This window comes from Neobacillus niacini NBRC 15566, assembly GCF_001591505.1.
GTDB lineage: Bacteria > Bacillota > Bacilli > Bacillales > Cytobacillaceae > Neobacillus > Neobacillus niacini.
Map to the genome: position 1 here is coordinate 19397 of NZ_BCVA01000035.1, position 17098 is coordinate 36494.

The window sequence follows — 17098 nt, forward strand, 5'->3', positions numbered from 1 at the left end:
AGAATATGTCAAAAAACTAGCACTTAAGTGCAAATAGTTTTGCCCGTTATCACTCATTTTATAGAGTGTTAAATAGAGAAAGGAAGTGCCGAAATTGAGTTTACAAGGTTACTCAAAGGAGCAATTAAAAGAGTTTTCCCTCATTGAGCTAGCGTACGAATTTCTAAAAAACAGCAAACAGCCGATTTCCTTCAATGAACTAATTAAAGAAATTGCGGCAGCTACAGAGCTTTCAGAAGATGGAATTAGATCAAGAATCGCACAATTCTATACAGACATAAATATTGATGGCCGTTTTCTTTCATTAGGAGATAACCGCTGGGGTCTTCGCGTTTGGTATCCAGTTGATACAGCGGAAGAAGAAGTGGTTACAGTCATTAAGCCTAAGAAGAAAAAGGCGAAAAAGGTTGTCGATGAAGACGAACTTGAAGATTTTGATGATATCGAAGAAGATTATGATGAACTGGATGACTTTGCCGATGAAGACGATCTTCTTGATGACGAAGAGGACGATTTGCTGGATGACCTCGATGAAGTCGATGAATTAGACGATGAAGATGATGATGTGATCGATGATGACGATGAATTCGACCTTGATGAAGAAGAAGACCTTGACGAGGTCCTTGATGATGGAGAGGAAGATTTAGATGAAGCAGAGGATGAAGACGACGACTTATTATAGGCTTGACTTTTTATCTCTGCACTTGTAGAATCTTTTTTGGGCTCCTTTAAAAAGGAACGGATCATAATTTGCTTATAGAGCGCTCCCTTACATTGCGTAAGCGGAGTGCTTTTTTATTTTGTCAGTCCATGATACACAGCTCTTTCGGCAATGACCGAGACTTCTTACGTATAAAAAATTTATAAAAGAAGCCTTAAACAACTGAAGATTGCACAAACTGAATTAGAGGAGGATTATTTTATGACGAAGTATATTTTTGTAACTGGCGGTGTGGTTTCATCGTTAGGAAAAGGAATCACCGCAGCCTCTTTAGGAAGGTTGCTAAAAAATCGCGGATTGAACGTAACGATTCAAAAGTTTGATCCTTATATTAATGTGGACCCAGGAACGATGAGTCCGTACCAGCACGGTGAAGTGTTCGTAACAGGTGATGGTGCCGAAACGGATTTAGACTTAGGCCACTATGAGCGTTTTATCGATATTAATTTAAATAAGTACAGCAATGTAACAACTGGGAAAATCTATTCAACCGTTTTACGCAAAGAGCGCCGCGGCGATTACTTAGGCGGTACGGTTCAAGTTATTCCCCACATTACGAATGAAATTAAAGAACGTGTTTTCCGCGCGGGCAATGAAACAAATGCAGATGTTGTTATCACTGAAATTGGCGGAACTGTAGGGGATATTGAATCACTGCCATTCCTAGAAGCAATCCGTCAAATCAAGAGTGATATCGGAAGCTCCAATGTCATGTACATTCACTGTACCTTAATTCCGTACATTAAAGCAGCGGGTGAAATGAAGACGAAGCCGACGCAACATAGTGTAAAAGAGCTTCGCAGTCTAGGGATTCAGCCAAATATCATCGTGGTACGTACAGAAATGCCTGTTTCTCAGGATATGAAGGATAAAATTGCTTTATTCTGTGATATCGATGCAAAAGCAGTCATTGAATGCCGCGATGCCGATACACTTTATTCCATTCCATTGGCTCTGCAAGAACAGCATATGGATCAAATTGTTTGTGATCATCTAAAGCTAACAACTCCAGAACCTGAGATGACAGAATGGAAAGCTTTAGTTGATAAGGTTCTGAACCTTTCAAGTAAAACGCGCATTGGTCTCGTAGGAAAATATGTTGAACTTCAAGATGCGTATATTTCTGTTGTGGAAGCGATGAAGCATGCAGGTTATGCCTTTGATGCTGATGTAGAAATTAAATGGATTAATGCGGAAGAAGTGAACGCAGAAAACGTTGCAGAACTTCTTCAAGATGTAGATGGAATCCTTGTTCCAGGAGGCTTTGGTGACCGCGGAATCGAAGGGAAAATCCAAGCAACCCGCTATGCCCGTGAATCGAAAAAGCCTTTCTTTGGCATCTGCTTAGGAATGCAGCTGGCGACAATTGAATATGCACGCCATGTTTTAGGTTATCAAGATGCTCATTCTTCAGAGTTTGTACCTGATACGAAACATCCAATTATCGATTTACTTCCTGAACAAAAGGATGTGGAGGACCTGGGTGGAACATTAAGACTTGGTCTTTATCCATGCCGTGTGGTTGAAGGAACAAAAGCGTTCGCTGCCTATGAGGATGAAGTGGTGTATGAGCGTCACCGCCACCGTTATGAGTTTAACAATCATTACCGTCAAGAAATGGAAGAAGCAGGATTTGTTTTCTCTGGTACAAGCCCAGACGGCCGTCTTGTGGAGATTATTGAGCTTAAAGATCATCCATGGTTTGTTGCGTCTCAGTTCCATCCGGAATTTGTCTCAAGACCAACACGTCCACAGCCGCTTTTCCGTGACTTTATTAAAGCTTCTTTGCAAAAATAGAACAACAAAAGCCAGGCACAAGCCTGGCTTATTCATATTCTGCTAAAATTTCATCAATCGTAAATTTTAAGCCATAATATACATACAAAGCTGCCATCGAAGACGGATAGCCGTAACGATTTCCAAAATCATCTGGCAGCAAACCTTTTGTCAGCTGTAAATTAATCGAAACATCAGCTAACTCTTCAAGTTTTCCGTCTTGAACCGATGTGGATACGGCTACAAACGGGATTCCTTTTTCCTGAAGCTTGCCAGCCAGTTCAATGGCTTCTTGGTCAGCAGAGGTCCGTGTAAACAAAAGTACCCGGTCGGCACTGGTTGCGGCATCGGCATCTGTTCTAGCACCTTTTAATGGTTCTGCACCCTCTAAGGCTTCAAATTCAACACCTTTCATTTCCTTGAAGCCTATCACATAAATATTCTGTCCTTGGGCGAGCAGGCGGGCACCGTCCTCAAAGGAAAACTCTTCTTTTTCTTCAATTCGTTTAAATAATCCGGTCAATTGGGTTGTAAACATTTTTAACAATTAAAGCCCCTCCTTTACAAAGTTATTATAGCTCTTTGAAAATAAAAGACAATTACCATAAAATACCTTAAACTAAATAGAGGATTTTTAGTAGAAATGTCGAAGATTATTTAGTGGAAGAAATAGGAATCATTTATAGATAAAATTAGGGTGGAAGAGGTGGAGTTATGAAAGAGAAAATTTTAATTGTTGACGATCAATTTGGGATCCGCATTTTATTAAATGAGGTGTTCTCAAAGGAAGGGTATCAAACCTTTCAGGCAGCAAATGGAATACAGGCACTTGATATTGTTACGAAGCATGACCCAGATCTCGTCCTATTGGATATGAAAATACCGGGTATGGATGGTATAGAAATTTTAAAAAGAATGAAGGTCATTGACCCGGATATTCGCGTGATTATTATGACGGCTTACGGTGAACTGGATATGATTCAGGAAGCAAGAGATCTTGGGGCGATCACTCATTTTGCGAAGCCTTTTGATATTGATGATATCCGTGCAGCGGTAAGAAAGCACATACCACAAAAAGCAAATTAAGCATTTTTTAATAAAGAATCATTGTCGAAAACTGGTGCCGCTTTCATTGTGAACATTAAAAAAACTCGTCTTCTTTAATGGAATTTTACGAATCTGTTTGGTATGATAACTATGAACTTTTACTGGTCCCTTTATCTTTCTCGAGTATACATAATCAGTGAAATGGTTGGAAATCCTTAATAGGAAAGCCCTAATTCGAGGAAATATACACCTATACCAAGGAGGAAATAAAATGCCTTTAGTTTCAATGAAAGAAATGCTCATCAAAGCGAAAGCGGAAGGCTACGCGGTTGGGCAATTTAACATTAATAATTTAGAATTTACCCAAGCTATTCTTCAAGCTGCTCAAGAAGAAAATTCACCAGTTATTCTTGGTGTTTCTGAAGGTGCAGGTCGTTATATCGGCGGATTCAAAACAGTTGTGAAGATGGTAGAAGGGTTACTAGAAGATTACAAAATTACCGTTCCTGTTGCGATTCACCTGGATCACGGTTCAAGCTTTGAAAAGTGTAAAGAAGCAATCGATGCAGGCTTCACTTCTGTTATGATTGACGCTTCTCATCATCCGTTTGACGAAAACGTAGCAACTACTTCAAAAGTGGTTGAATACGCTCATTCAAAAGGTGTTTCTGTTGAAGCAGAATTAGGAACAGTTGGCGGACAAGAAGATGACGTTGTTGCAGAAGGCGTTATTTACGCAGATCCTGCTGAATGTAAAGAACTTGTTGAGCGTACAGGTATCGACTGTCTTGCACCAGCACTTGGTTCTGTACACGGTCCTTACAAAGGTGAGCCACAGCTTGGTTATAAGGAAATGGAAGAAATCGGTAATGCAACTGGTCTTCCACTTGTTTTACATGGTGGAACTGGTATCCCAACACATGATATTCAAAAATCAATTTCACTTGGTACAGCAAAGATTAATGTAAACACTGAAAACCAAATTGCATCAGCAAAAGCGGTTCGTGAAACATTAGCAGCGAAGCCAAATGAATATGATCCACGTAAATACTTAGGCCCAGCTCGCGATGCCATCAAAGCAACAGTTATTGGCAAAATGCGCGAATTCGGTTCATCAGGTAGAGCATAATACGAAAGCTACAAGCCTAGGCCGCTGTAGCTAGAAATAATTTTAATATAAGAGGACTTTGTCCTCTTGAAAACACTATTATATGTTGGTACATTGATAGTAAATTTGAAACCGCCCCTTAACCAATGGGCGGTTTCAAAACGCGGTGAGAAGACTGAAAATTCAAGAAATTTGTCGAACCTTTTAAGGATTGGGAAGGCCTTAACACCTAAATTTTCCATTTTCTAAAACTTTTTTTCATATTGATACATGAAAATAAGATATTGGTGTAAACTATATGATAGACAAACTGTCGGATTATGTAATTTGCTGTTGGAAATAATTACCTAAGACAAGTGGATTATCAATTTAGTTGTTTACTAAAGGTCACATTCCATCCCAATGGCATAGAAGGGAGTCGAAAATGGAAAAACTTAAAATTGCGGGCGGATATCCGCTTAAAGGAACCGTAAGAATAAGTGGTGCAAAAAACAGTGCAGTTGCGTTGATACCAGCGACCATTTTAGCAGAATCACCGGTAACAATCGAAGGGCTGCCGGAAATATCTGATGTGGAGATTTTAAAGGATCTGCTTGAAGAAATTGGCGGGAAAGTCGAGCTTTCAGATGATTTTGATATGACAGTTGACCCATCGTCGATGATTTCAATGCCATTGCCAAACGGGAAAGTGAAGAAGCTGCGCGCATCTTACTATCTCATGGGAGCGATGCTTGGCCGCTTTAAAAAGGCCGTCATTGGTTTACCGGGTGGATGTCATCTAGGACCGCGTCCAATTGATCAGCATATTAAAGGTTTTGAAGCACTTGGTGCTCAGGTAACAAATGAGCAGGGCGCTATTTATTTACGTGCGGACGAGCTTCGCGGCGCACGTATTTATCTTGATGTTGTGAGTGTGGGTGCTACCATTAATATTATGTTAGCAGCCGTTAGAGCAAAAGGCAGGACCATAATTGAAAACGCTGCAAAAGAACCGGAAATTATTGATGTGGCAACCCTTCTTACCAATATGGGTGCGAAAATAAAAGGCGCGGGTACGGATGTTATTCGGATTGATGGAGTCGATAGTCTTCACGGCTGTCGTCATACGATTATTCCTGACCGGATTGAAGCCGGTACGTATATGATTTTAGGTGCCGCAATGGGAGAAGGCGTTTTAATTGATAATGTCATTCCGCAGCATTTAGAATCATTAATTGCTAAGCTTCGGGAAATGGGTGTAACCATCGAAACCGGCGATGATCAAGTATTTGTCAGCAGTTCGGAAAAGTTGAAGGCTGTTGATATTAAAACACTTGTTTACCCTGGTTTTCCGACGGATCTGCAGCAGCCCTTTACGACATTGTTAACAAAAGCAACTGGATCGAGCGTGGTAACCGATACGATTTATGGTGCCCGTTTTAAACATATTGATGAATTAAGAAGAATGAATGCCAACATTAAAGTGGAAGGCCGCTCAGCGATTATTAGCGGACCTGTGAAGCTTCAGGGTGCGAAGGTGAAGGCCAGTGATTTAAGAGCAGGAGCATCGTTGTTTATTGCCGGTCTAATGGCTGAAGGGATTACCGAAGTCACAGGTCTCGACCATATTGATCGCGGTTATAGCCAGCTTGTTGAAAAACTAAATGGCTTAGGTGCAACCGTATGGCGTGAAGCTTTATCAAAAGAAGAAGCTGAGCAGCTAAAGAATACGTAAATGAGCTATACTAATCCTCTGAATATGTTATACTATTTATATTAATAGGTATAATAGATAATTTGGAGGGACCTGAGAACATGGAGAGAAGTCTATCAATGGAGCTTGTCCGCGTAACGGAAGCGGCTGCACTTGCTTCTGCACGCTGGATGGGACGCGGAAAAAAAGATGAGGCAGATGGAGCTGCAACATCAGCTATGCGCGATGTATTTGACACGATTCCCATGAAAGGAACGGTTGTCATTGGTGAAGGTGAGATGGACGAGGCTCCGATGCTATATATTGGCGAAAAGCTGGGAACGGGTTATGGACCACGAGTGGATGTAGCGGTTGATCCTCTTGAAGGCACCAATATTTTAGCAGCAGGCGGCTGGAATGCGTTAGCAGTCCTTGCGATTGCAGATAATGGCAACTTGCTTCATGCACCCGACATGTATATGGAAAAAATTGCTGTTGGTCCTGAAGCGGTAGGGCTTATCGATATCAATGCTTCTGTTCTGGATAACCTAAAAGCAGTCGCAAAAGCGAAAAACAAGGATATTGAGGATGTTGTAGCCACTGTTTTAAATCGTCCGCGCCATGAGCATATCATCGCTCAGCTTCGCGAGGCGGGCGCACGAATTAAATTGATTAATGATGGCGATGTAGCAGGTGCGATTAATACTGCTTTTGATAACACAGGCGTTGACATTTTATTCGGATCTGGAGGTGCACCGGAGGGTGTAATCTCAGCTGTTGCCCTAAAATGTCTTGGCGGGGAAATCATCGGTAAATTGCTCCCGCAAAGTGATTCCGAATTAGAGCGCTGTGTGAAAATGGGACTAGATGTTAATAAGGTGCTTCGGATGGAAGATCTTGTTAAAGGAGACGACGCTATTTTCGCAGCCACTGGAGTTACAGATGGTGAATTACTGCGCGGTGTTCAGTTTAAGGGGTCATACGGCTCCACCCATTCAATCGTTATGCGTGCCAAATCAGGAACCGTTCGTTTTGTGGAAGGCCGTCATAGCTTGAAAAAGAAACCGAATTTGGTGATTAGATAGATATTTATAGTAAACACTTACTAAGAGACTGGGCCTAGATTCTAGTCTCTTATCTCCATATCCTTCAAATAGAAAATTTCCAGTTGATTATTATTTTAGACAAAGGGTACAATAGATAGTGTTTTATTATACAACTTATTCTGCTACTCTATTCATTTCTACTATTTCCTCAATTTTTTTTAAAAGTAATTTAGAAACCCTCTATTATACGAGTAGGTACTCCGGTAACGAAAATAGAGTAAAAATTTTAAAGTGTGGTGTACTATGGAATTAACAATATCAAGTTTAGAAAACATGAAGCTGAAGGAGCTTTATGAGCTTGCGCGCGAATTTAAGGTGACGTATTACAGCAAGTTATCGAAAAAAGAATTAATTTTTGCCATCTTAAAATCACGTGCGGAGCAGCAAGGTTATTTTTTCATGGAAGGCGTACTCGAAATTATCCAGTCAGAGGGGTTTGGATTTTTACGCCCGATCAACTATTCTCCAAGTTCAGAAGACATTTATATCTCAGCATCACAAATCCGACGTTTTGATCTTCGGAATGGGGATAAAGTATCCGGTAAGGTTCGGCCTCCAAAGGAAAATGAACGTTATTATGGACTTTTACATGTAGAAGCAGTTAACGGTGAAGACCCAGAATCGGCAAAAGAGCGCGTTCACTTCCCAGCATTAACTCCACTCTATCCAAATCGACACATGAAACTCGAAACCACTCCAAAATATATCTCTACAAGAATTATGGATGTAGTTGCTCCAGTTGGTTTTGGACAAAGGGGCTTAATTGTCGCGCCGCCAAAGGCAGGGAAAACGATGCTGTTAAAAGAAATCGCTAACAGCATTACAACCAATCATCCTGAAGTGGAATTAATCGTACTCTTAATCGATGAGCGTCCTGAAGAGGTTACCGACATCGAACGTTCGGTTGCAGGCGATGTTGTCAGCTCTACATTTGATGAGGTTCCGGAAAACCATATCAAAGTGGCAGAGCTTGTCCTTGACCGTGCGATGCGCCTCGTTGAGCATAAACGTGATGTCGTCATTTTGATGGACAGTATCACGCGTTTAGCGCGTGCATATAACTTAGTCATTCCGCCAAGCGGCCGTACACTTTCTGGTGGTATTGACCCAGCGGCATTCCACCGTCCAAAGCGTTTCTTCGGGGCTGCCCGAAACATTGAAGAGGGCGGAAGCTTAACGATTCTGGCAACAGCGTTAGTGGATACAGGATCACGTATGGACGATGTCATTTACGAGGAATTTAAAGGTACTGGTAATATGGAATTGCACCTTGACCGTTCTCTTGCAGAACGCCGTATATTCCCAGCACTTGATATTCGCCGCTCTGGTACAAGGAAAGAAGAACTGCTTCTTCCAAAAGATCATCTGGACAAGCTATGGGCAATCAGAAAATCCATGTCCGACTCACCAGACTTCGCCGAGCGCTTCCTGAAAAAACTAAAACAAACCAAATCTAACGAAGAATTCTTCGCACAGATTGGGGAAGAGCTAAAGGGAAGAAGATCGTAATTATTAATATCAAGTCTATGTAAAAAGCTAATTTTTGCACCCTGTTGATTTGAGCGGAAGGCACGGAGACTCCTGCAGGAGTACGGAGCAAGTGAGACCCCACAGGCGCTTGCGCCGAGGAGGCTCACCGCAACGCCTGCGGAAAGCGAAGTGCCTGGAGCTCAAATCAACAGACCTATCTCTGCAGATTTTTATATAAATCCATAAAAACCCAACTTGCCAAAATAGGTTCACCTTGTTATAATGTGAACAGTGTGTTTTAAGTATTTGATGCTTGTTTTTTAGACAGGCATTTATATAACTCTGTTTCGAAATGATTCAGGGCGGAAGGAGATGAAAAGAATGAAAGCAGGAATTCATCCAAATTATAAAACAGTAACGGTGACATGCGCATGTGGTAACACATTCGAAACTGGTTCTGTTAAAAACGAAATTCGCGTTGAAACTTGTTCAGAATGTCATCCATTCTATACTGGTCGTCAAAAATTCGCTGAAGCTGGTGGACGTGTAGACCGTTTCAACAAAAAATATGGCCTTAAAGATCCAAACGCGCAACAACAATAATCGCTCACACAAAACAGGCAAGCAGAAACACTTACTTGCCTGTTTTTTAATTGCTCTTTTCTTAAACGTGTTGCTGATTGTAACAAAAACGTAGATTGTGCTGTATTTTCGCTTACAGCGTAGATTTAAAGAGAAAAGAGCGTACAAACTAAATTCAAAGGCCCATATTAAGTATTTCCAAGTTAAAATCGGCCTTAAGATTTTAACAGCAATGGTTGAAAAGGCAGCCTTTTTAATTGAATAAAACTTGTTGAATTTTAAAAATATAGACGTAATAGGTTTCGTACATAGGAAGGAGACGCCGATTTATGTATCTAATGAAGCAACTCGGATGGGTTGAGGTTATCTGCGGCAGTATGTTTTCAGGAAAATCAGAGGAATTGATTCGCCGTGTAAGGCGGGCTCAATTTGCTAAACAAAAAATAGCTGTTTTTAAACCTAAACTAGACAATCGCTATAGCGAACAATCTGTCGTTTCTCATAATGGCAACTCTTTTCATGCGAAGCCGATTTCCCATTCGATTGAGATTTTACATCATGTAGAGGCGGATATCGACATTATCGCAATTGATGAAGTGCAATTTTTCGATGAAGGAATTGTTAGAGTGGTACAGCAGCTTGCTGACAGCGGTCACCGCGTGGTCGTAGCGGGGCTGGATATGGATTTCCGCGGCGAACCTTTCGGGCAAATGCCAGCATTAATGGCGGTTGCGGAAACGGTAACGAAGCTTCAGGCAGTCTGCAGTGTTTGTGGATCGCCATCAAGCCGGACACAGCGTTTAATCGACGGAAGACCAGCTTCTTATCATGACCCTGTTATCTTGGTGGGTGCTTCAGAAGCGTATGAACCGCGCTGCAGGCATCATCATGAAGTACCGAAAACTGCATCCTACCGCATACAAGAACCTGTAGTGAAATAAAGTGTAAGAGGCGTTGTCTTCTTACACTTTTTTATTTTGGAATAATCTTACTAGACCGTTCCTGCACCTGCTTGGGAAAGATAGTTGTAGGAGGTGTATGCTTTGAAAAAGTGGATAATTCCTTCGTTGTTTTCTGTTCTCATGCTTACAGCGTGTATGAAAGGTAACGACACCAAAAACACTGCATACGATTTGCGTAAAGACACGTTGAATCCAAATTATATGTCAAACAATGTTAATCAAGATGTGGGTCCGATGTCAGACCAAAACCCAAACTTCCTTAATTTGCGGGGGACAAGTTTGAATGACGCTTCAAATAGAAACAATACCGGCAGAGATATAGACGTTGCTAGAGATATTGTAAATGACACAGATGATTTTAGATCTCAATCCATTTGGATTGGCAACGCAGGAGATCGAATGACTGTTACTGTTACTACAAAAGGCAATCTCAATGGCAAAAAACGAGACGATGCGATTGCTAAGCTGCGCTCAAAACTTGAACAGGCATTGCCGCGCTACACCATTATAATAAAAGAACAATAACATGCTCTGGCTTCAGGGCATGTTTTTTTTGCTCTAATAAGGTTTACGTGCCATTTTAAGCATTTTCGTACGAAATTTAAATGCCAATTTCTAGGGTTATGTGCCAAATTTTATTTTTACGTGCCGCCGCCAAAGTCCGATACAACCCTCCAAAAATTTTTTCCGGATGAATTTGGTTTTGACGGGGGTTTTCACCTATACTATAATTAGAATGTTATGGACAAAAATAGAGGTGAATAACTGTGTTTGATCGTCTTCAATCCGTTGAAGATCGCTACGAGAGATTAAATGAGCTTTTGAGCGATCCGACCATTATTAATGATTCAAAAAAACTACGTGAATATTCAAAAGAACAATCTGATATACAAGAGACTGTGCAAACGTATCGTGAATATAAGGAAGTCCGCGAACAACTTAAGGATGCTAAGGCAATGCTTGAGGAAAAGCTCGACAACGATATGCGTGAAATGGTCAAGGAAGAAGTAAATGAGCTAGAAAAGCAAATTGAGGAACTAGAAGCAAGAATGAAGTTCCTGATGATTCCGAAGGATCCAAATGATGACAAGAACGTTATCTTTGAAATCCGCGGTGCTGCAGGCGGCGAGGAAGCGGCTTTGTTTGCTGGGACGCTTTACCGTATGTACAGCCGTTTTGCGGAAGCTCAGGGCTGGAAGACGGAATTAATTGATGCCAATCCGACCGGTCTTGGCGGCTACAAAGAAATCAGCTTTATGATCAATGGACAAGGCGCCTATTCCAAATTGAAATTTGAAAATGGTGCTCATCGTGTGCAACGTGTACCGGAAACGGAATCTGGTGGCCGAATTCACACTTCAACAGCTACGGTAGTTTGCTTACCAGAAGCAGAAGATGTAGAAGTCGAAATCCATGATAAAGATATCCGTTTTGATGCCTTTGCTTCAAGCGGCGCCGGCGGACAGTCCGTTAATACAACGATGTCAGCCGTTCGTTTAACGCATATTCCGACTGGAATCGTTGTTTCCATCCAGGATGAAAAATCGCAGCACAAAAACAAAGACAAAGCGATGAAGGTATTACGTGCGCGTGTTTATGACAAGTTCCAGCAGGAAGCACAGGCTGAGTATGATCAGGTTCGTAAATCTGCCGTTGGTACAGGTGACCGTTCTGAACGTATTCGTACTTACAACTTCCCGCAAAACCGTGTTACTGACCACCGTATCGGCTTAACTCTTCAGAAGCTGGATCAAATCATCGAAGGTAAGCTTGACGAAATCATCGATGCGTTAACGCTAGAAGATCAAACAAGCAAGCTTGAAAGTGGTCAAGATGAGTAAGAAAGTGTATGAAGCTCTGCAATGGGCTTCTTCTTTTTTAAAAAAAGCAAATCGCGACGAAAACGCCGGCGAACTGCTGCTCCGTCATTTCACTAACATGTCGAGGGCACAGCTGTTTGCGAATGTCCGTGAAGACCTGCCGCAGGACCAATGGGATGTATTTGAAAAAGCGGTCCACGAGCATGTAAAGGGGACGCCGGTTCAATATATCATCGGGTTCGAGGAGTTCTATGGCCGGAAGTTTATCGTCAATGAAGAGGTTTTGATACCGCGGCCTGAAACGGAAGAGCTCGTGTACGAAACATTGAAACGAATCAATAAGCGAGAATTAAAGGTGGTCGACATCGGTACTGGCAGCGGTGCGATAGCGATTAGCCTAAAGCTTGAACAGCCCTCGTTAGCGGTATATGCCTCTGATATTGCGGAACAGTCATTGAAGGTCGCACGAGAAAATGCCGGTCTTCTAGGCGCTGAGGTAGAATTTGTCCAAGGGGATTTACTGCAGCCTTTTCGCGGGCAAAAGTTTGATGTCGTCATCTCAAATCCGCCGTACATTCCTGTAAGTGATATCGAAACCATGTCTGTAGTGGTAACGGAGCATGAGCCGCATCGGGCCTTATTTGCTGGTGAGGATGGACTCGACTTTTACCGCCGCTTTATGATGGAACTGCCGGAAGTGATAGCACCAAACGCACTGGTTGGCTTTGAAATTGGGGCCGGTCAGGGAGAGACGGTAGCCGACCTTTTTAAAAAAGCGTTTGTGAATGTGAAGGTAGAAGTTTTGAATGATATTAACGGCAAGGACCGGATGGTGTTTGCGGAGATTGAAGCAGAGTGATTCTAAACGAATTGCTCTGTTTTTTTATTGAAAAGCTTTTTTGAATATTTTTACAGCAGTATAAAAGGTCGGTGAGGGACAAATCAGGAAAGTTTCGACTGAGATTAGTCCTTCATAAGGTTGATGAAAGACTAATCAGGAGAGTTTCCAGGGAGATTAGACCTTCATAAGGTCGATGAAAGACAAATCTGGAGAGTTCCCGGGGAGATTAGTCCTTCATAGGGTTGATGAAAGACAAATCAGGAGGGTTCCCGGGGAGATTAGTCCTTCATAGGGTTGATGAAAGACAAATCAAGAGAGTTCCGACAGAGATTAGTCCTTCATAGGTTTGATGAAAGACAAATCAGGAGAGCTACCAGGGAGATTAGTCCTTCATAAGGTTTATGAAAGACAAATCAGGAGAGTTTCCAGGGAGATTAGTCCTTCATAAGATTGATGAAGGACAAATCAAGAGAGTTCCCAAAGAGATTAGTCCTTCAAAGGTTTGATGAAAGACAAATCAGGAGAGTCTCCAGAGAGATTAGTCCTTCATAAGCATGATGAAAGACAAATCAGAAGAGTTACCAGAGAGATTAGTCCTTCATAAGAAATTAGTGAGAAAAGTGAACAACGATCATTAACGCAGCCTATTCCAAAAAAAGCGATGCTTCGTAACCGAAGCATCGCATTCCACATTATTATTTTTTGTGTTGTCGTTCCTGGGCTTTTAAAGCGACTTTTTCAAGTCCCGTATGTGCAAATTCCACATCCGTTTTCGGCATAGCAGGATTATGCTGGACTTTCTTGTTTTTCTGTTTAGACATGTTTTCACCACCTCTCCAAAAAAATGCCAACATCTCTGTTAGTTTGCATTCTTTTCGGAAGGCTATGAAACCAAAACTTACCAACACAATGTTACGAATAATCCAAGCTATCCCCTTCCAAACTATAAGTGTAAAACAATTACACTATAGGAGATGATACAAATGGCAAGAAGCAACAACAGCAATCAGCTTTTAGTTTCAGGAGTAGAACAGGCACTTGAACAAATGAAGTACGAAATTGCACAAGAATTTGGAGTACAGCTTGGAGCCGATACATCTTCACGCGCTAATGGATCTGTCGGGGGCGAAATCACAAAGCGTTTAGTAAGTATGGCTGAGCAGCAATTAGGCGGATCTTTCCGTTAATACAAATAATAACCCGCTCGTAGCAGCGGGTTTTATTTTTTATATATGCCAATGAAAAGAAATCTAGTTTTTTTAAATTTACTAGTTTAAGATTCTTTGCATTTGTCCACAATGAGGATAGTGAAGGGACGGTGCGAGAATATGAACAGTAAAGTATTAGTTTGGTCTTATTTAATCATTTTATCGTTAGGAACGATATTAAACTTATATATGCCTAAAACGGAAGCGGTGGCGAAGGATTCGATTGTTATTCCAGCAGAGGCCATTCGCCTCCGGATTCTAGCAAATAGTGATAGTGCACAGGATCAAGAGATTAAACGGAAGGTCCGTGACGCAGTCAATGAACAAATTACAGTGTGGGTACAGGAACTAACATCTTTGGAAAAAGCGAAAACCGTGATTACTTCAAAGCTTCCAGAGGTTCAAGCGATAGCAGAAAAAGTCGTCAAAGAGCAAGGCTCGACTCAAAGTGTGAATGTAGAGTTTGGGAAAGTTCAGTTTCCGACTAAATTGTATGGTGAGTTTTTATATCCAGCAGGAGAATACCAAGCGATTTTAATTACATTAGGTGAAGGGACAGGCGCCAATTGGTGGTGCGTCCTTTACCCGCCATTATGTTTCTTAGACTTCTCGAATGGAGTAGCGGTTCAAAGTGATGGTTTTGAAGATAAAGCGTATGCAGCTGAGAAAGAAGAACAAGCAGCAGAAGCTGCGGAAGAACTAGAGAAGGTAGAAGAGAAAGTGACGACGAACTCCGTTAAGAATCTAAGTGCTAAGAAAGAACAGGTTAAAGTAGAAGAGAAAGTTAAAGAAGAAGTGAAGGTTGAAGAGGTAAAGCAAGTTGCAGTAGAAAAGCAAGTTGAAGTAAAAAAGCCAGTTGAGGCAGAGGTAGTAGAGGAAAAACAAACACATGTTAAAAAGAAATCAGAAAAGGTAAAAGAAGCCCCGGTCTATACTGCTGAGGACGAGGAACCGGTTAAGGTAAAATTCTTTGTGGTAGAAATGTTTGAAAGTATTTTTAAATAACAGGTAAATGGTCAGTCCTGAAATCGGGGCTGGCTATTTTAATTTTTCATAATCTAGTTCTAACTCTCTTAAATTTTCATAGTAATAGAGTATCAAATAAAAGAGGTGATCGGAATGCAAGCGGTTATACGTTGCGCGAACAAAGAGGATTTGAACGGTTTAAGAGAGTTTTTGACGAGGGCAAACCTTGGATGTGAGGGATTAACGGAAGAAACGGTTGAGTTCTTTTTATTGCTAGAGGATGAGGATGGGCAAATTTTGGGTACACTTGGAATGGAAGTATTTGCAGAGTGTGGATTATTGCGATCGTTGGTCGTATCAAAGGGACAAGCAGAAAAGGATATTGTTCTGTTGATTACACAGATGATGCAACTTGCGAAGGAAAAAGGTTTGAGAGACTTGTTTTTGGCTACAAATAAAGGTGTGGCATTGCCGTTTTTTGAGCTGCTTGGTTTTGAGAAGGTGGCGCGGGACCAATTACCTGTGGAGATGGTTAGCTTAGAACATATTCGACATGTATTTAATGTGGATAACTCGTTATTTTTTAAATTTTCGCTATAATTGTGGATTAATCCACAAAGTTGTCCACATTTTTGAATTAGTTATGCACAAATTGTGGATAAAGGGTTGTGTTTATCCCCACCTTCTACTATACTTTCAAATGGAATATGAGACAAAGAGCCTAAATTCGGCAAATTTCGATAGCATTTGCACTTTTGATAAAGGTGGATAACAATGGACACAAAAGTTTGGAAAGTGGATAAATATGTGGATAACCTTGAAAATAATCCACAGGTTGTGGATGCTGCTCAATTTTTACTAGAAAATGAAGTGGTAGCCCTTCCTACGGAGACGGTTTATGGCTTAGGGGGAAATGCTGAAAACGATGTGGCTGTGGAAAAAATCTTTGCTGCGAAAGGCAGACCAAGTGATAATCCACTGATTATACACATTGCGGATAAACAGCAACTTAATGCGTTTGTATCAGAGATCCCGAAAAAAGCTGAAATATTAATGGAGAGGTTCTGGCCTGGCCCCCTGACAATTATTTTTAAAAAGAAAGACGGCGCTCTTTCGGAGAAAGCAACGGCGGGCTTGGATACAGTCGGAGTTAGAATGCCGGATCATCCAGTGGCATTAGCACTATTGAAAAAATGTCAGCTGCCAATTGCAGCGCCTAGTGCGAATAGCTCTGGGAAGCCAAGTCCAACAAATGCCCAGCATGTCATTGAGGATTTGAATGGAAAAATTGCGGGTGTTCTTGACGGAGGTTCGACAGGGGTTGGCGTAGAATCAACGGTTTTAGACTGTACGGAGGACATTCCCGTCATTTTAAGACCGGGCGGGGTGACGAAGGAGCAGCTTGAAGCTGTTGTGGGTGAGGTTTATCTTGACGCCGCATTAGTGAATGAGGAATCTAAGCCGAAAGCACCTGGCATGAAGTATCAGCATTATGCACCGAACGCACCGCTTTATTTAGTCAATGGAGGCCAGTCTTTTCTGCAGGGTTTAATAGAAGAAAAGCAGAAGGAAGGGCTGCGTGTCGGAGTGCTGGCAACTGAGGAAAGTGTGGAGTCCTATCATAGTGACATTGCAATAGCTTGTGGGAAAAGGAGTCAGCTTGAAACTGTCGCTGCTGCGCTTTACGAGACATTACGAAACTTTAACCAGGAAAAAGTGGATATCATCTTTAGTGAAATGTTTCCGAATACCGGTGTAGGTCATGCAATTATGAATCGACTGCAAAAGGCCGCTGGGAACAAAATCATTCATGAGTAGG

General features: G+C 41.6%; 18 protein-coding genes. 16 read left to right on the forward strand and 2 right to left on the reverse strand.

Annotated features, from left to right (window positions below):
- Positions 1 to 94: 94 nt before the first annotated feature.
- Both rpoE and BANA01_RS20860 read left to right on the forward strand, forming a co-directional pair.
- On the forward strand, positions 95 to 682 hold the full coding sequence (gene rpoE / locus BANA01_RS20855) for a DNA-directed RNA polymerase subunit delta (protein WP_063254571.1): 588 nt from the start codon (positions 95 to 97) through the stop codon (positions 680 to 682).
- Positions 683 to 922: 240 nt separating this feature from the next.
- Complete coding sequence (locus BANA01_RS20860) at positions 923 to 2518, forward strand: CTP synthase (RefSeq protein ID WP_063254572.1); 1596 nt, start codon at positions 923 to 925, stop codon at positions 2516 to 2518.
- Positions 2519 to 2546: 28 nt separating this feature from the next.
- Here the strand turns inward: BANA01_RS20860 and BANA01_RS20865 are convergent, their stop codons facing one another.
- Positions 2547 to 3044: a DUF2529 domain-containing protein gene (locus BANA01_RS20865; RefSeq protein WP_063254573.1), complete on the reverse strand. Its 498-nt coding sequence runs from the start codon at positions 3042 to 3044 to the stop codon at positions 2547 to 2549.
- 167 nt (positions 3045 to 3211) lie between these two features.
- On the opposite strand from BANA01_RS20865, the gene BANA01_RS20870 reads away from it, so the two are divergent.
- From BANA01_RS20870 to prmC, 10 genes are all read left to right on the forward strand, one after another.
- A complete protein-coding gene (locus tag BANA01_RS20870) occupies positions 3212 to 3583 on the forward strand; it encodes a response regulator (RefSeq protein WP_063254574.1) in 372 nt (123 codons plus the stop codon).
- A gap of 232 nt (positions 3584 to 3815) precedes the next feature.
- Entirely contained in the window at positions 3816 to 4673 is an 858-nt protein-coding gene (locus BANA01_RS20875; protein WP_063254575.1) for a class II fructose-bisphosphate aldolase, read from the forward strand.
- 403 nt (positions 4674 to 5076) lie between these two features.
- A complete protein-coding gene (locus BANA01_RS20880; protein ID WP_063254576.1) occupies positions 5077 to 6366 on the forward strand; it encodes a UDP-N-acetylglucosamine 1-carboxyvinyltransferase in 1290 nt (429 codons plus the stop codon).
- A gap of 80 nt (positions 6367 to 6446) precedes the next feature.
- Positions 6447 to 7409 carry a class II fructose-bisphosphatase gene (gene glpX, locus BANA01_RS20885; RefSeq protein ID WP_063254577.1) on the forward strand — a complete coding sequence of 321 codons (963 nt, stop codon included), beginning with the start codon at positions 6447 to 6449 and terminating at the stop codon, positions 7407 to 7409.
- Between the two features lie 264 nt (positions 7410 to 7673).
- Positions 7674 to 8939: a transcription termination factor Rho gene (gene rho, locus BANA01_RS20890; protein ID WP_063254578.1), complete on the forward strand. Its 1266-nt coding sequence runs from the start codon at positions 7674 to 7676 to the stop codon at positions 8937 to 8939.
- 342 nt (positions 8940 to 9281) lie between these two features.
- The gene (rpmE, locus tag BANA01_RS20895; RefSeq protein WP_063254579.1) at positions 9282 to 9503 is read left to right on the forward strand and encodes a 50S ribosomal protein L31; all 222 of its coding nucleotides are present in this window, start codon (positions 9282 to 9284) and stop codon (positions 9501 to 9503) included.
- Positions 9504 to 9811: 308 nt separating this feature from the next.
- Positions 9812 to 10423 (forward strand): thymidine kinase, encoded by a 612-nt coding sequence (locus tag BANA01_RS20900; RefSeq protein ID WP_063254580.1) that lies wholly within the window; start codon positions 9812 to 9814, stop codon positions 10421 to 10423.
- Between the two features lie 102 nt (positions 10424 to 10525).
- Positions 10526 to 10969, forward strand: a complete 444-nt coding sequence (locus BANA01_RS20905) for a hypothetical protein (protein WP_063254581.1) — start codon at positions 10526 to 10528, stop codon at positions 10967 to 10969.
- Positions 10970 to 11211: 242 nt separating this feature from the next.
- On the forward strand, positions 11212 to 12285 hold the full coding sequence (prfA, locus tag BANA01_RS20910) for a peptide chain release factor 1 (protein ID WP_063254582.1): 1074 nt from the start codon (positions 11212 to 11214) through the stop codon (positions 12283 to 12285).
- Positions 12278 to 13123 (forward strand): peptide chain release factor N(5)-glutamine methyltransferase, encoded by an 846-nt coding sequence (gene prmC, locus BANA01_RS20915; protein WP_063254583.1) that lies wholly within the window; start codon positions 12278 to 12280, stop codon positions 13121 to 13123. Before prfA ends, prmC begins: the two co-directional genes overlap by 8 nt.
- Positions 13124 to 13800: 677 nt before the next feature.
- Here prmC and BANA01_RS30665 read toward each other — a convergent pair.
- Positions 13801 to 13926, reverse strand: coding sequence for a hypothetical protein (locus tag BANA01_RS30665; protein WP_268875102.1), 126 nt, complete (start codon positions 13924 to 13926; stop codon positions 13801 to 13803).
- A gap of 162 nt (positions 13927 to 14088) precedes the next feature.
- Between BANA01_RS30665 and BANA01_RS20920 the strand changes: the two genes are divergently transcribed.
- The 4 genes from BANA01_RS20920 to BANA01_RS20935 all read left to right on the forward strand — a co-directional run bounded on the left by BANA01_RS20920 (position 14089) and on the right by BANA01_RS20935 (position 17097).
- Positions 14089 to 14292 (forward strand): alpha/beta-type small acid-soluble spore protein, encoded by a 204-nt coding sequence (locus BANA01_RS20920; RefSeq protein ID WP_063254584.1) that lies wholly within the window; start codon positions 14089 to 14091, stop codon positions 14290 to 14292.
- Positions 14293 to 14433: 141 nt separating this feature from the next.
- Positions 14434 to 15318 (forward strand): stage II sporulation protein R, encoded by an 885-nt coding sequence (gene spoIIR / locus BANA01_RS20925; protein WP_082799619.1) that lies wholly within the window; start codon positions 14434 to 14436, stop codon positions 15316 to 15318.
- Between the two features lie 114 nt (positions 15319 to 15432).
- Positions 15433 to 15879 carry a GNAT family N-acetyltransferase gene (locus tag BANA01_RS20930; RefSeq protein WP_063254585.1) on the forward strand — a complete coding sequence of 149 codons (447 nt, stop codon included), beginning with the start codon at positions 15433 to 15435 and terminating at the stop codon, positions 15877 to 15879.
- A 174-nt stretch (positions 15880 to 16053) separates the two neighbouring features.
- Positions 16054 to 17097 carry an L-threonylcarbamoyladenylate synthase gene (locus BANA01_RS20935; RefSeq protein WP_063254586.1) on the forward strand — a complete coding sequence of 348 codons (1044 nt, stop codon included), beginning with the start codon at positions 16054 to 16056 and terminating at the stop codon, positions 17095 to 17097.
- Position 17098: the final 1 nt, after the last annotated feature.

Bases quoted from the DNA above. Each gene is read 5' to 3' on its own strand.
- BANA01_RS20860 (WP_063254572.1), top strand. From the start codon at position 923: ATGACGAAGTATATTTTTGTAACTGGCGGTGTGGTTTCATCGTTAGGA.
- BANA01_RS20870 (WP_063254574.1), top strand. From the start codon at position 3,212: ATGAAAGAGAAAATTTTAATTGTTGACGATCAATTTGGGATCCGCATT.
- BANA01_RS20875 (WP_063254575.1), top strand. From the start codon at position 3,816: ATGCCTTTAGTTTCAATGAAAGAAATGCTCATCAAAGCGAAAGCGGAA.
- BANA01_RS20880 (WP_063254576.1), top strand. From the start codon at position 5,077: ATGGAAAAACTTAAAATTGCGGGCGGATATCCGCTTAAAGGAACCGTA.
- glpX (WP_063254577.1), top strand. From the start codon at position 6,447: ATGGAGAGAAGTCTATCAATGGAGCTTGTCCGCGTAACGGAAGCGGCT.
- rho (WP_063254578.1), top strand. From the start codon at position 7,674: ATGGAATTAACAATATCAAGTTTAGAAAACATGAAGCTGAAGGAGCTT.
- rpmE (WP_063254579.1), top strand. From the start codon at position 9,282: ATGAAAGCAGGAATTCATCCAAATTATAAAACAGTAACGGTGACATGC.
- BANA01_RS20900 (WP_063254580.1), top strand. From the start codon at position 9,812: ATGTATCTAATGAAGCAACTCGGATGGGTTGAGGTTATCTGCGGCAGT.
- prmC (WP_063254583.1), top strand. From the start codon at position 12,278: ATGAGTAAGAAAGTGTATGAAGCTCTGCAATGGGCTTCTTCTTTTTTA.
- BANA01_RS30665 (WP_268875102.1), bottom strand. From the start codon at position 13,926: ATGTCTAAACAGAAAAACAAGAAAGTCCAGCATAATCCTGCTATGCCG.
- BANA01_RS20920 (WP_063254584.1), top strand. From the start codon at position 14,089: ATGGCAAGAAGCAACAACAGCAATCAGCTTTTAGTTTCAGGAGTAGAA.
- spoIIR (WP_082799619.1), top strand. From the start codon at position 14,434: ATGAACAGTAAAGTATTAGTTTGGTCTTATTTAATCATTTTATCGTTA.
- BANA01_RS20930 (WP_063254585.1), top strand. From the start codon at position 15,433: ATGCAAGCGGTTATACGTTGCGCGAACAAAGAGGATTTGAACGGTTTA.
- BANA01_RS20935 (WP_063254586.1), top strand. From the start codon at position 16,054: ATGGACACAAAAGTTTGGAAAGTGGATAAATATGTGGATAACCTTGAA.